Source organism: Pantoea sp. B65 (assembly GCF_047308185.1).
Taxonomy (GTDB): domain Bacteria; phylum Pseudomonadota; class Gammaproteobacteria; order Enterobacterales; family Enterobacteriaceae; genus Erwinia.
Map to the genome: position 1 here is coordinate 100,106 of NZ_JAHXPU010000036.1, position 13,347 is coordinate 113,452.

Sequence of the window (13,347 nt, forward strand, 5' to 3'; positions counted from 1 at the left end):
ATGACACGATGAATTTCACCGATGTTTTTATTCGCCGTCCTATTCTTGCACTGGTAGTGAGCCTGCTGATCCTGCTGATGGGTATCACCGCCGTGTCACTGTTACCTGTACGTCAATATCCTTATCTTGAAAATGCAACCATCAGCATCAGTACCACGCTGCCTGGCGCTACCCAGGACGTGATGCAGGGTTTTGTGACCACGCCAATCGCCCAATCCATCGCCACAGCCAGCGGTATTGAGTACCTCAGTTCTACTACCACCCAGGGTAAGAGCGAGATTAAAGCCCGCCTGGTACTCAACGCTAACGCTGACCGCGCCATGACGGAAATCCTCGCCAAAGTGCAGCAGGTTAAGTATCAGTTACCCACGGGAGTCACCGATCCGGTTATCAGCAAGCTGACAGAGGGCAGTACCGGGGTGCAATACGTCGCGTTCTACAGCAAAACGCTATCTATCCCGCAGGTAACTGATTTCGCAACACGTGTTGCACAACCGATGTTTACCGGCATCCCCGGCGTTTCCTCCGCCAATATTCTGAGCGGTCAGAATCTGGCGATGCGTATCTGGATCGACCCGGTGCGACTGGCTGCGCGCCATCTGTCGGCTGGCGATATTGCCGCCGCGCTGCGCGCAAATAATGTACAGTCAGCCCCCGGGCAACTTAAAAGCACGCTGACTGTGACCAACATCAGTGCCGCAACCGATCTGCGCGATGTCGCGGACTTCCGAAAAATGGTGATCAAATCCAGTGCCGAAGGCGGCGTGGTGCGGCTTTCTGATATTGCCACCGTGGAAATCGGTGGTCAAAACTACAACAGCGCCTCGTTTGCCACCGGCGTGCCGGCGATATTTATCGAAATTCAGCCGACACCGGATGGCAACCCTATTGATATTGTCCGCAAGGCTCAGGCATTGATTCCTGAGATCCGTGAAATGGCTCCCCCGGGGCTAACCGTCGCCCCCAACTATAATGTCGCAACCTTTGTAAACGCTTCAATTGAGGAGGTGAAGCACACACTGGTTGAGGCCATATTGATCGTCATTGTGGTGATTTTCCTGTTCCTTGGCACCTTCCGCGCGGTGATTATTCCTGTCGTCACTATCCCGCTTTCCCTGGTGGGTACCGCTGCCCTGATGCTGGCCTGTGGCTTCTCGATCAATCTGCTGACGTTATTGGCGATGGTGCTGGCCATCGGTTTAGTGGTGGACGATGCCATCGTCGTGGTAGAGAACATCCATCGCCATATCGAAGAGGGCCTGACACCGGTACGCGCGGCTTTACTGGGTGCAAGGGAGATCGTCGGACCGGTAATTGCCATGACTATCACCCTGGCGGCAGTCTATGCGCCGATTGGCATGATGGGTGGGCTGACCGGGGCGCTGTTTAAGGAATTTGCATTCACGCTGGCGGGTTCAGTGATTGTCTCAGGCGTGGTGGCGTTAACACTTTCGCCGGTGATGAGTTCGATGTTACTTAACGCCAGGCAGAGCGAGGGGAAACTGGCAAAAATTGTCGAACACTATATGGAGGGAGTGACGGCGCGGTACTCCCGGCTTCTGGCCCGCACCCTTGCCGCACGTGGTGCGGTGCTACTGACCGGCGGCGTAGTGCTGGCCGCCATTGTGGTGTTGTTCAGCGGCACGCGCCACGAACTGGCGCCAATGGAAGATCAGGGCATCGTACTTGCCATTACTAAGGCACCACAATACGCGGGCGTGAACTATAGCGTGCATTATGCCGAACAGATCGAGAAAGTGTTTGAGTCGATCCCGGAGTTTGACAGCAGCTTCATCCATATAGGCGATTATAGCGGCGGCCAGAATAAAATGATCGGCGGCGCGATCCTCAAGGATTGGTCCGAGCGTAAAAGGTCAGCCACTGAAATCCAGGGACAAATCCAGGCCGCTGGCGGCGCGATTGATGGCGAAACGGTCACCGCTGTTCAGATGCCGCCTCTGCCAGGTTCCAGCGGCGGCTTGCCGGTGCAGATGGTATTACGCTCGCCAGATGACTTCAAAACGCTGTATGAGACCGGTGAAAAACTCAAGAATGCAGCTTATGCCAGCGGGCTGTTCCTCTATGTGCAGAATGATTTGTCATACGATGGGACGCAGGCACATATCAGCATCGACAATGTCCGAGCCAGCGAAATGGGCGTCTCCATGCAATCCATCGCCGATACGCTGGCGGTGCTGGTCGGCGAAAATTATGTTAATCGCTTTAATTTTCACGACCGTTCTTATGACGTGATCCCGCAGGTGCGTGGCAGTGATCGCATGACGCCGGAAGATCTGGGGCGTTTCTACGTTAAAGCAACTTCCGGCACACTGGTCCCGCTGTCGACGGTGACGCATGTCAGGATACGCCCGCAGGCCAACCAGCTCACCCAATTCGGACAGATGAACTCCACCACGCTGGAAATGCTGCCAGCGCCAGGCGTGAGTATGGGCGAAGCCATAGCGTTCCTGCAGGCCCAGACATTGCCACCCGGAACCAGTGTGGACTGGCTGAGCGACAGTCGTCAGTTTGTGCAGGAAGGGAATCGCCTGATGGTATCATTTGGTTTCGCGCTGGTGGTCATTTTTCTGGTACTGGCCGCGCAGTTTGAAAGCTTGCGTGATCCGCTGGTGATTCTGGTCACCGTGCCACTCGCCGTCTGCGGTGCACTGGTACCGCTATGGCTGGGCTACGCAACGCTTAATATCTATACGCAAATCGGACTGGTCACCCTGATCGGACTGATTTCCAAGCACGGCATCCTGATGGTCACGTTCGCCAACCATATCCAGCATCATGAGAATCTGAGTCGTATCAAAGCGATTGAGAAAGCGGCAGCGGTGCGAATGCGCCCCATTCTGATGACGACAGCGGCGATGGTTGCCGGGCTCTTACCACTGCTATTTGCCGACGGCGCAGGTTCGGCCAGTCGTTTCTCGATCGGTATTGTGGTGGTCATGGGCATGTTAGTCGGCACCTTCTTCACTTTGTTTGTGCTGCCGACCATCTATAGCTTTATCGCCAGGGATCACCGGATGGCGGCAGAAAGCCCCCTCACCCGCGAACTTGCCACCGCGGAGGCTCCCAATGTTGAACTCTAAGCCCTCTTCGCCCTGTGCCAACGCCACAGACACTCACCAGCCACGCACGCTGTATTCGCGACTGCTTACACCGGTTCTGTCCATCGCCGTCACGATTTTCGTTACTGGTTGCGCAAGTGGTCCCGCTTATCACGCTCCGGTTTTGCCGGAAACCGCAGGCGGCCCTTTTGTCAGCAAGTCGCCACAATCGGACACCACCACTCCGCTGCCAGCAGACTGGTGGAGGCTATACAACGATACTACGCTTAATAAGCTGGTTCCTGAGGCGCTTAAAGCCAATACCAATCTGCGTGTAGCGCTGGCAAATCTTGACCGTACGCGAGCTATTTATGGTGAAGCGCGCGGCGGCTTACTCCCTGCTACTCATCTGTCGGGCGGGACAGGATATGGCCGGGATCAAACCAGCTGGACCGGGACTGGCCAGGCCCCAACACAATGGAGTAACAGTGGCGGACTTGGTATCTCTTACGAGCTTGACCTGTTTGGTCGGGTCAGACGCGATATCGAAGCCGCGCGCGCTGACACCGATGCTGTTACCGCCGCCTGGCAAACCGCCAGAGTGGTGGTGGTCGCAGAGACAACAAGGGCCTACGTTGACGCCTGTAGTTACGGCGAATCCATCGACGTCGCTCGCTCTTCAATAGAGCAGGCCCGACACAGTTTCAACCTTATCAGCAGTCTGGCATTGGCAGGTTCCGCATCACATCTGGATGTCGAAAGAGCTGGCGTAACCCTGGCTCAGGCCGAAGCCGCCTTACCACCATTGCAAAGCCAACGGGATGTCGCGCTATTTGAACTGGCGGCGATCATGGGCCGTACGCCTTCACAAGTCCCGGCGGCGGCAAAGGCGTGCAATAAAGCGCCTGAGCCAGCGGCGGCGTTACCCATCGGCGACGGCACCGCGCTGCTGCGCCGGAGGCCTGATATCCGACAGGCTGAACGCCAACTGGCAGCCGACACCGCCCGTATCGGTGTGGCTATTGCCGATCTCTATCCGCGCGTAACACTTGGCGCTACAGGAAACTACCTGCAAAACGACTATCTGAAAGGCGATCGCAGCTGGTCTTTTTCTCTCGGCCCGCTGATTTCGTGGAGTTTCCCCAATACGGTGGCGGCCCGCAGTCGTATCGCCCAGGCCAGGGCACAAAGTGCAGCATCGTTAGCCAGCTTCGATGGCACCGTACTTAATGCGCTGAAGGAGTCAGAGCAGGCATTGAGCACTTATAGCATGATGATGCAACAACGTAAGGCGTTGCTGGAAGCACGGAACCGTGCCGAAATCGCATTTCTACTGGCGGAACAGCGTTACCAGGCCGGGTCCATCAGCTATCTCGATGTGATCGTCGCACAAAACAGCCTTACTGATACGAAATCGCAGGTCGCCACGGCTGACCAGCGGCTAGGTTCCGCCCGAGTGAGCGTGTTTAAGGCGCTGGGCGGCGGATGGGAAGAGACGAGTTCATCTTATTAAACCGGATACCGGCGCAAGGAAATTTATCCTTCGTTGCGTCGGTTTCCCTCAATAACAATCAGCAACAACATCCAGAAACTGAAAGGAACCAGATACGCGCTGGTTGCTGGATCGGATTCACAGGTAAGTAAAATGCCAACTTTTAACGTATCCCGGCTGAATACGGGTAAGCTTAAGCCCACTGTAGCGAGACGATCTGTCCTGACAGCTCTGCAGCAGGTTGCACCACGTTGCCTTGATGCACGCCAGTTGTATCGTATCCTCAATTCACAATTTGAGCGGCTGGCACAAGCTACGATCTATCGGGTATTGAATGATTTGTGGGGTGCCGGCTTGCTGATCCGCACGGAAGGCACCCGAGGCCGTGCTCTCTTTGCATTCAAGCCTGACCGACAAGACCATCAGAAAGATACCCTGCGTTGTCACTGTGGTGAAAAACTGGTTTTTATCGAGGACGGGGTGTTACGCGATCGACTGCTGTTTCTTGCCAGTCGGGAGGGGTTTAAACAGGACAGCAGCGCTGTGTTTACTATCACCATCATTTGTGCGCAATGTCCACATGCCTGAGAATTAACAGTCAGGCAGTTTAAAACCACCTGACTGTTGATAATAGGGATTATGCGATTGCCCGCACCACGCCACCGTCAACCCGCAGCGCCGCGCCTGTCGTGGCTGATGCCTGCTCGCTACAGATATAGGTAATCATGGCGGCTACCTCATCGGGTGTGGAGAAACGTTGAAGTATCGAAGAGGGTCGGGCTGTCGCAAAGAACGCTTGCTCAATGGATGCGGCATCGACACCACGGCTGGCCGCCATCTCCGCGACCATGGCGCCAACCCCTTCCGAAGCGGTGGGGCCAGGCAACACACTATTTACCGTTACGCCCGTACCCGCAAGCGTTTCCGCAAGCCCACGCGCCACGGCAAGCTGTGCTGTTTTGGTCATGCCGTAGTGGATCATTTCAGCGGGGATCTGCAACGCTGATTCGCTCGAAACAAATACGATGCGTCCCCAGTTGCGTGAACGCATGTTCTGTACATAATGACGTGAAAGCCGAACCCCGCTTAAGACATTAACCTCAAAAAAACGCAGCCAATCGGCGTCAGAGATCTGTTCAAAAGGGCTGACCTCAAAGATACCCAAATTGTTAACTAACACGTCGATATCCGGCAACGTGGTTATCAACGCATCGCAACCTGCGCCACAACTCAGGTCGGCGGCGATTCCGCTGATGGCGATGTCAGGGAATTCAGCTTTTAGTGCTGCCACGGCACTATCGACACGCGTTTGCGTCCGCCCATTAATCGTAACAGACGCCCCTTCAGCAGCCAGGGCACGAGCGGTTGCCAGACCGATACCGGCCGTTGACCCTGTCACAAGTACGCGTTTTTCTCTTAATCCAAGATCCATAAACTTTCCCCGCTGTATTGGCTAAATATCCAATCTACCGCTCTCTGGCTGATGCGGATAGCGATAACCGGCCAGAACATTATCTGATCCAGACGAATTCGCTTAATCCGGCTAACGGTGAGAACGCCGAACGGGTTATCCCCTCAAAAGGCGTATTAATCAGCAAGAATAATACCAGGAACATGATCATATTCACTGGCGGCTGCGCTACTCATCCGTTCAAAAAGGTATTTCGCTGGTGGCTTGCCGACGGTTTTGCGAAACATGGTGATAAAACCACTGGCGTTCTCGTAGCCAAGCTCCAGCGCTACCGTCTGCACACTCACCCCTTTCATAAGAAGCTGCAGGGAAAGGATGACATGCAGCTGCCGACGCCAGCGACCAAAACTCATGCCAATTTCCTGTAACAGCAGCCTGCTCATACTCCGCTCGCTCATGCCAATACGGCAGGACCATTCGCCCAGAGAGGTTTTTTCAGTGGGGTTAGCCAAAAGCATTTCTGAGAGTCGACGGAGCCGATGATCATGCGGCATTGGCAGATGGAGATCTTCCACCGGGGCAGCGGATAGCTCATCCAGTAAAGTTGCGACCAGCCGGCCTTCCCGGCCATCTTGCTCGTATAGCGCAGGTAAACCCGCCACTTTAAGTAGTAACTCGCGTAATAACGGTGATACCGAAATAGTACAGCAACTTTTTGGCAGGTCTGGTGCCGCTTCCGGTTCAACAAACAGGCAATAACATTCTGTTTCTCCGGAACCTCGCGCCGAGTGCGGCAAATCGCCCGGTATCCAAACTGCACATTGCGGCGGAACAATCCACACCCCATCTTCAATTATACAATTCAGCATACCGCGCACCGAATAAATCAATTGGGCTTTACGGTGCTGGTGCTTGTCCTGCTCCCAATCCTTAGACGCCATTGAAGCACTCAGTACTGCCACCGGTCGGAGAATACTGTCGACATCATAAAGCTCAACCGAATCTCGGGTGGATACTTGTGGCATTATTTTTTGCACCTCAGAGGACAAGACATTCGCAGTGGCTGTAATGAAAACCATTATGATTATATTTCGCAATAACGTCCAGTATCGTCACATTGATTACGCTTCATCTGGAATGCTGCCATCTGATGGGCGGGTAACCTCTCAAAAACGTGGGGTAGTGATGCAGATTGCGACAGGTACAGACCTCGCAGCGGTCATGGTCTTCCTTTTCGCCGCCTCAAATTAATTGGTGCCCAACCTGACAAAGCTACTGCAGAGTGGCATGCTCTTCCCTGTCTGGCGCCCGGATGGTTTCTTTTCTCACGGCCAGGTTGCCTGCCGGTGAGAATAACGTCGGTTGACGGGCGAATGAGGATACAGATTAAGTTCTTCTGTCGTCAGATCGGTCATTTTCATGATATTCACTGGTGGCAGCGCTTCATAACGAGAAAATAAATGTACGTCGGAGAAACCGATAGCTATCAACGGCAATTTTGCCGCTGTTATTGTTAGTCAGGCAGGTGCTGCTGGCACGCAATAGGAATTCACTGTCCGGAGCAGACCGGGTGCCTCAGGATGTACACTCCCCCTGAGGCAGCCGCCGCTCAGCTTAGCGACTCATGGTCATATTCAGGGCATCTATCGAGGTTTGTAGTCCGGCCTCAACACTCATGGTCAGGTCTTCCATCTCCAGCGAGACATAACCGTCATAGCCAGTCATGCGCAGAACAGAGAAAAATTCCTTCCACCATTGCAAATCCTGACCGCAGCCAACAGCGACATAATTCCACGTACGCGATTTGGTGGCAGTGACCGGTTGATATTCCATTAATCCATCAATATCGGCCAGACCCCGTTCAATTCGGGCATCTTTACCATGCACATGATAGATCGCGCCTTCAAGTTTGCGCACGGCGGCAATCGGATCGGCGCCCATCGCAATCAGGTGCGAAGGATCGAGATTCATACCAATCATGTCACCCACGGCGTTGCGCAGTCGCAGCAGTGTGGCAGGGTTATACACCAGCTGGCTTGGGAATTCCTCAATAGCGATTTTTTCGATACCATGTTGTTTCGCATGCGCAACGAACGTCTTCCACCAGGGAATGGCGACCTCGTTCCACTGATAATCAATCACGCCAGGCATATAATCTGGCCAGGAGACTGTCGAGGTGATCCAATTGGGTACTTTATCTTCCGGACCGCCACCTGGCAGCCCACTCATCATTACAATCTTCTTCACCCCCAGCTTGCCAGCCAGCTCAATCGCCTGATAGCTACTGCGCGTATGCTTCTCGCCCAGTACACCAGGCGCAAGCGGATTACCGGAACAGTTCAGCGCGACAATTTCAATATCCCGCTGATGCAATTCGGCACGAAATCTGGCCAATTTATCAGCGGAGGCCAGCAATTCTTCAGTTTTTACATGCGGGCAGGGAGACCAGCCTCCGGCCGTCATCTCAACGCCAGAAATACCATAGTTTTTTACTTTATCCAGCATCTCAGGAAACGGTAGATCTGCTAATACATCAGTACATAATGCAAGTTTCATAATACATCCTTCATTAATTTTATTTAATCCGGTTACCGTTTATGGCGACTATTGCTTTGCAAACTGTTCAATAAATTCTGTTTTATCTTTAGCCCTGGCGAGCAAAGTCGTTTTCACTTCATCGCCCAGCAGATCGGCAATCTCTGCCACAACCTGAATGTGTTCATCATATTTCGCCGCCACGGCGATAACGATAAAAGCCACCTTGCCATCCCCCCAACTGACACCATCAGGGAATTGAAATATCTGAAAACCTGTCCGGATAATCAGTCCAATGTCTTCTTTCGCGCAATGCGGCAAAGCAATACCAGCACCAAGCCAGGTCGATACGCTTTGCTCGCGGCGTATCATCGCCTGGAAAAAACTTTGCTGTACATAACCGCTCTGTATCAGGGCATCAGCGGCAATCTGTATTGCCGCCGTTTTATTTACTGCCTGGCACCGCAGAAAAATATTATCTTCTGACAAATTCAACATGGTTTTCTCCTGTTCGCGTATGGGATAACATGATGACCTTAGTGCTTGGATAAAACATTATCTGATACATCGTTATGAGTAGAGTGCCGGACGTGAAGGAATAGTGACGTTATGTTTTAAACCATCCTGCAGTGAAGCCAGTCCGGCATCACAGACCAGGGCGACGATATAACCATCCCAGGATGAGGGACCCGATATTTCTCTACCATTGTTGATACAATCAACAAAATTTTGTACTTCCCGATCATAGGCGGTGGCAAAACGCTCCATACAGGATGCTGCGATGTGCCTGCTGGCGCCCGCTAAGGAACGGGTTACCGTTAATGCCTGCTCAGTCAATGCAGTAATGGCATTTTCTCCGATCACCTCACAGCGAATGTCATAACCATAATTGCAGTTGACAAATAATTCATCATCTATACGCACCCCCGATTCCGTTTCAAATATGATAATAAGCGGATCCTGTAAATGCGCGCAGGCGCGGCTGGTTTTTTTTCGTGGTTTATCAACCCGAACTGAGACAATATTTTCGTTTAGCAGAAAGCGAATAATATCAATCTCGTGGGTAGCCGAATCATTTACGGCCATTTCAAGAGTATAGTTTTCAGGCACCGAGGGGTTACGGTGCGCGCAATGCATCAATAAAATCTCGCCTAATTCACCTTTATCGATAGTTTCTTTCAATGCCAGGTAGCCCGGGTCGAAACGGCGCATAAAACCTAGCTGCAGCAGCCGTTTACCATACTTCGCTTCGGCCTGAATAATTTCTCTTGATTCCGCCGCCGTCGGCGTCAGGGGTTTTTCGCAGAACACAGGTTTTCCGGCATTAAATGCCGCCAGAATTTGCTCTTTATGTGCCGGTCCGATCGAACAAATAAAAACAGCATCGACCAGTTCAGAATTAATCATCTGACTGGCATCATAGAAGGCTGTCGCGCCATATTCTTCAGCGACAGCATTAGCCACAGCCTGATTGATATCACATACGGCAGTAACATTTGCATTGGCGATAACATCACGGAACCGTTTAAGATGATCCCGTCCAATCATGCCCAGACCTATTAATCCGATATTCACAGTCATTTTCTTGCCCTCGCAAAATTATTTTAAAAACGAAATTTATTCTCTATCTGTTCCAGTGTCATTCCACGGGTTTCAGGTAAATATTTAATTAGTAGTATCAGCATTATTACGTTAGTCACCGCAAAAAATCCAAATGTCATTCCACCGCCATAATGGTTGAGCAACCATGGAAATATCAACTGAATGATAAAATCAAAAATCCACAATCCACATACGGCAATCCCCATACCCAGACCACGCATTTTCAGTGGATAGATTTCTGCCAGCATCAGCCAGAATACCGGAGCTATCCATCCCTGCATAAAGACTAAAAAAAGGAGCATCAGTGCCAGAATAATATAACTTGCGCCAGAAAAATCGCCATGAAGTCCCGCCACCCCATTAATGGTCTCGGTATGAAAGAAGCATTTAAATGATAAACCGATCAATACCAGACTGATGGTGACCCCTGCCTGACCGGTAAAAAACATTTTTCGGCGCGAATGTTTGCCGATAAGCGCCATTCCCAGTATTGTTGCAAGGATCGAGACTATGCCATTCGCCACAGCCCCGGTGACAGCCGCAGCATCGCCCAGACCGGTAGATTTTAGTACCGTCGGGGCATAATACATAATGGTATTAACTCCTGTGACACGGGTTGCAAGAACAATCATCAAACCGATGAGAATAAGCTGAATCACCCATTTTTTCTTCAACTCAGAAAAAATATTCAGTTTCTCCGCATCCATTTTAATGATTTGTTTAATTTCTTTGATTTCATGATCGACTTCTTCTGGCAGACGCAATGTCTTCAGCACTTTTATCGCTTTATCAGTCTCCCCCCGGCGCATAAAAAAGCGTGGCGACTCCGGCATCATCAACATGCCGATCCACAACAGGGCTCCAGGTAGCGCCGGCAGTGCTAGCATTATCCGCCAGCTATGAGACATATCAGGATACAGGTTAACAATCGCCGCATTAACCGAATAGGCAAGAAACTGTCCGGTGACAATCATCAACTCATTCACCGTCACCAGTCGTTCACGCTGATCGGCTCTGGCAAGTTCAGAAATATAGATAGGAACCGTGACAGAGGCACAGCCTACCGCCAGTCCCAGCATAAAACGCGCGACAATCATTGAGGGAACATCCCATGCAATCGCGGTGCCCAGTGCCCCAAAGATAAATATTGCCGCCACCCAAAGAAGATTTTTCCGCCGCCCCTGTTTATCAGAGAGATACCCGCCAAATAATGATCCTATCGCAGCGCCAAATAACAAAAAAGAAGTAATCATTCCTTCCTGAGCTGGGCTGAGATTAAAATCGTACTTCATGAAAATTAGCGCACCAGAGATAACTCCGGTGTCATAACCGAAACACAAACCACCTATAGTCGATATGGTGGTGATCAACTTCATTCGCTGAGGATTCTGCAGGTTAGTTTTACTATACATATCTGGCTATCCATCTGGTTGTAAGGGTAAAGGAACATGGCGCTTTAGCCGTTATGCGTTGTATTCGTCCTTATTGAGATGCCTGGAATTTTTACTTGTAGCGATATAATCAGAAACCTAATTAACAGATATTTTTTATGGCTAGTTAATTACTTCTCTAGCCGCCCGGTAAAAATCCGGTTTTTATGAACAAGCCAACAGCTGAAATAAAGTTGTCATCTGCTGTTGTGGCAAAGATATAGCAATACGAAACGAAAATACCACACATGGATAAATTAGAAATTTCACACCGTGGCATGGATCAAAAATTTAACAAAAATACACTCAATTTAGTGACAAACATCTCAACTTCATTTAAAAACATTGACAAAGCAAGAATGGAGATATTCAAAAAAATAGCTAAAAAACACGTTTCACCAAAAAAAACCAACCATTCCATAATAAATAAAAGTCATATTTAATAATGAGTTAAAAGATAAATGTACTCTGTGATACACAGCGAAATGAGAGCAAATGCCAATGTTTACACCATCCATACCCGTCGCCGTGATAGGGCATTTTGATGATAAAAATTAACTAAGAGGAAATGTTATGGTTAGTCTGCGGAAAAAAATAACCCGGCCGTAAATTGGAACGAATTTTGCAATTCTGCAACTGATAGTCGATGATATTTCGCTAGTGTGTTTTTTATACACCATAAAATGTGATGGTGATCAAATTTGTGCTTGCGCTGGTTTGTAACATAACAACAATCGGGAGATTAACCTGCATGGAAATCATAAAGAAACTAAAAATCAGTGTGTTATAGTTTATAAAAAAGCAAATTTGATGACTACGTCAGGCCGCAATGATGCAAGAATACGATCACATTACTGGAGACATCATGCTTACATACTGTGTTAATGAACATCCTGATTCTGTCGGTTTTGAGAATGGCTACCGCCCCAGACTTATGTTTATTTGTAAAGCTGAGGGGGAAGAAGCCGCAATACCCCGTGTGATGCACAAGCATGATGAGCGGTTCGAGCTAATGTTTATTGTTAAAGGAAGTGGCACTTACAATATTGACGGGCGCGGCTATCAGATTAAGCAGGGTGATCTGATGTTGTTCAATGTGGGCATTCTGCACGATGAAAACCCGCATCCCAGCGATGATCTTCTGATCTTCAGTTGTGGCGTTGAACAACTTAAGTTTGAAGGATTACCCACAAATTTTCTCTGCCCACGGTCACAGGTAGCCGTAATGCCTGCGGGTGATTTTTATGAGGAAATTTGTCATATTTTTTATCAGATGTGGCACCATGTAAGCAGTGAAAGGCCTTATGCAGCGGAAATTGGTAATAGTTTATTGAGTGTACTGCTCCTGCTTTGCCGTAATATCTGGATTGAAAATAAGCAACTTTGTGAGACTCCAGCGGTATTACTTGGCCAGCGCATCAAGGATTTTATAGACGAGCATTATAAAGATGATATCGCACTGACATCGATCACTACGGCGCTTAATATAAATCGTTTTTACCTTGCACATGTTTTTAAATCGTATTCCGGATACTCACCAAAACAGTATCAGACCAGAAGAAGAATCGGTGAAGCGCAGTCTTTGCTATTAAGCACCCGTTTAGGAGTAACTGAGGTTGCTAATGCAGTAGGCTATGACAATGTGAATAATTTCCATCGTATATTTCAGAATATGATCGGCATTCCACCTGCACGCTATAAAAAGTTCTGGCTGACAGGTTACATAAAGAACTAAATTTATTTAGCCTGTAAACTAGCAAAAATCGATACCAGCCTTATTTATAAGGCTGTGGAATTCTATTATTTTAAGGATCTGAA

Annotated in this window: 11 protein-coding genes; 5 read left to right on the top strand and 6 right to left on the bottom strand. The window is 49.9% G+C overall.

The window, feature by feature from the left end:
* The first annotated feature begins 8 nt into the window (after positions 1–8).
* From JWF83_RS14775 to JWF83_RS14785, 3 genes are all read left to right on the top strand, one after another.
* Entirely contained in the window at positions 9–3,101 is a 3,093-nt protein-coding gene (locus tag JWF83_RS14775) for an efflux RND transporter permease subunit (RefSeq protein ID WP_413651076.1), read from the top strand.
* Positions 3,088–4,572 carry an efflux transporter outer membrane subunit gene (locus JWF83_RS14780; protein ID WP_413651077.1) on the top strand — a complete coding sequence of 495 codons (1,485 nt, stop codon included), beginning with the start codon at positions 3,088–3,090 and terminating at the stop codon, positions 4,570–4,572. Before JWF83_RS14775 ends, JWF83_RS14780 begins: the two co-directional genes overlap by 14 nt.
* A gap of 132 nt (positions 4,573–4,704) precedes the next feature.
* Complete coding sequence (locus JWF83_RS14785) at positions 4,705–5,139, top strand: Fur family transcriptional regulator (RefSeq protein WP_413651078.1); 435 nt, start codon at positions 4,705–4,707, stop codon at positions 5,137–5,139.
* Positions 5,140–5,188: 49 nt separating this feature from the next.
* On the opposite strand, the gene JWF83_RS14790 is transcribed toward JWF83_RS14785, so the two are convergent.
* The 6 genes from JWF83_RS14790 to JWF83_RS14815 all read right to left on the bottom strand — a co-directional run bounded on the left by JWF83_RS14790 (position 5,189) and on the right by JWF83_RS14815 (position 11,475).
* A complete protein-coding gene (locus JWF83_RS14790) occupies positions 5,189–5,983 on the bottom strand; it encodes an SDR family NAD(P)-dependent oxidoreductase (RefSeq protein ID WP_413651079.1) in 795 nt (264 codons plus the stop codon).
* 155 nt (positions 5,984–6,138) lie between these two features.
* A complete protein-coding gene (locus JWF83_RS14795) occupies positions 6,139–6,987 on the bottom strand; it encodes an AraC family transcriptional regulator (protein ID WP_413651488.1) in 849 nt (282 codons plus the stop codon).
* A 589-nt stretch (positions 6,988–7,576) separates the two neighbouring features.
* Positions 7,577–8,518 (bottom strand): sugar phosphate isomerase/epimerase family protein, encoded by a 942-nt coding sequence (locus JWF83_RS14800; RefSeq protein WP_413651080.1) that lies wholly within the window; start codon positions 8,516–8,518, stop codon positions 7,577–7,579.
* 48 nt (positions 8,519–8,566) lie between these two features.
* Complete coding sequence (locus tag JWF83_RS14805; protein WP_413651082.1) at positions 8,567–8,995, bottom strand: PTS sugar transporter subunit IIA; 429 nt, start codon at positions 8,993–8,995, stop codon at positions 8,567–8,569.
* Between the two features lie 72 nt (positions 8,996–9,067).
* Entirely contained in the window at positions 9,068–10,078 is a 1,011-nt protein-coding gene (locus tag JWF83_RS14810) for a Gfo/Idh/MocA family protein (RefSeq protein ID WP_413651083.1), read from the bottom strand.
* Between the two features lie 23 nt (positions 10,079–10,101).
* Positions 10,102–11,475, bottom strand: a complete 1,374-nt coding sequence (locus tag JWF83_RS14815) for a sugar porter family MFS transporter (RefSeq protein WP_413651085.1) — start codon at positions 11,473–11,475, stop codon at positions 10,102–10,104.
* A 302-nt stretch (positions 11,476–11,777) separates the two neighbouring features.
* Here JWF83_RS14815 and JWF83_RS14820 point away from each other — a divergent pair, with 302 nt between their 5' ends.
* Both JWF83_RS14820 and JWF83_RS14825 read left to right on the top strand, forming a co-directional pair.
* On the top strand, positions 11,778–11,972 hold the full coding sequence (locus tag JWF83_RS14820) for a hypothetical protein (RefSeq protein ID WP_413651086.1): 195 nt from the start codon (positions 11,778–11,780) through the stop codon (positions 11,970–11,972).
* Between the two features lie 386 nt (positions 11,973–12,358).
* The gene (locus JWF83_RS14825; RefSeq protein WP_413651087.1) at positions 12,359–13,264 is read left to right on the top strand and encodes an AraC family transcriptional regulator; all 906 of its coding nucleotides are present in this window, start codon (positions 12,359–12,361) and stop codon (positions 13,262–13,264) included.
* Positions 13,265–13,347: the final 83 nt, after the last annotated feature.

Bases quoted from the DNA above. Each gene is read 5' to 3' on its own strand.
- JWF83_RS14775 (WP_413651076.1), top strand. From the start codon at position 9: ATGAATTTCACCGATGTTTTTATTCGCCGTCCTATTCTTGCACTGGTA.
- JWF83_RS14780 (WP_413651077.1), top strand. From the start codon at position 3,088: ATGTTGAACTCTAAGCCCTCTTCGCCCTGTGCCAACGCCACAGACACT.
- JWF83_RS14785 (WP_413651078.1), top strand. From the start codon at position 4,705: ATGCCAACTTTTAACGTATCCCGGCTGAATACGGGTAAGCTTAAGCCC.
- JWF83_RS14790 (WP_413651079.1), bottom strand. From the start codon at position 5,983: ATGGATCTTGGATTAAGAGAAAAACGCGTACTTGTGACAGGGTCAACG.
- JWF83_RS14795 (WP_413651488.1), bottom strand. From the start codon at position 6,987: ATGCCACAAGTATCCACCCGAGATTCGGTTGAGCTTTATGATGTCGAC.
- JWF83_RS14800 (WP_413651080.1), bottom strand. From the start codon at position 8,518: ATGAAACTTGCATTATGTACTGATGTATTAGCAGATCTACCGTTTCCT.
- JWF83_RS14805 (WP_413651082.1), bottom strand. From the start codon at position 8,995: ATGTTGAATTTGTCAGAAGATAATATTTTTCTGCGGTGCCAGGCAGTA.
- JWF83_RS14810 (WP_413651083.1), bottom strand. From the start codon at position 10,078: ATGACTGTGAATATCGGATTAATAGGTCTGGGCATGATTGGACGGGAT.
- JWF83_RS14815 (WP_413651085.1), bottom strand. From the start codon at position 11,475: ATGAAGTTGATCACCACCATATCGACTATAGGTGGTTTGTGTTTCGGT.
- JWF83_RS14820 (WP_413651086.1), top strand. From the start codon at position 11,778: ATGGATAAATTAGAAATTTCACACCGTGGCATGGATCAAAAATTTAAC.
- JWF83_RS14825 (WP_413651087.1), top strand. From the start codon at position 12,359: ATGATGCAAGAATACGATCACATTACTGGAGACATCATGCTTACATAC.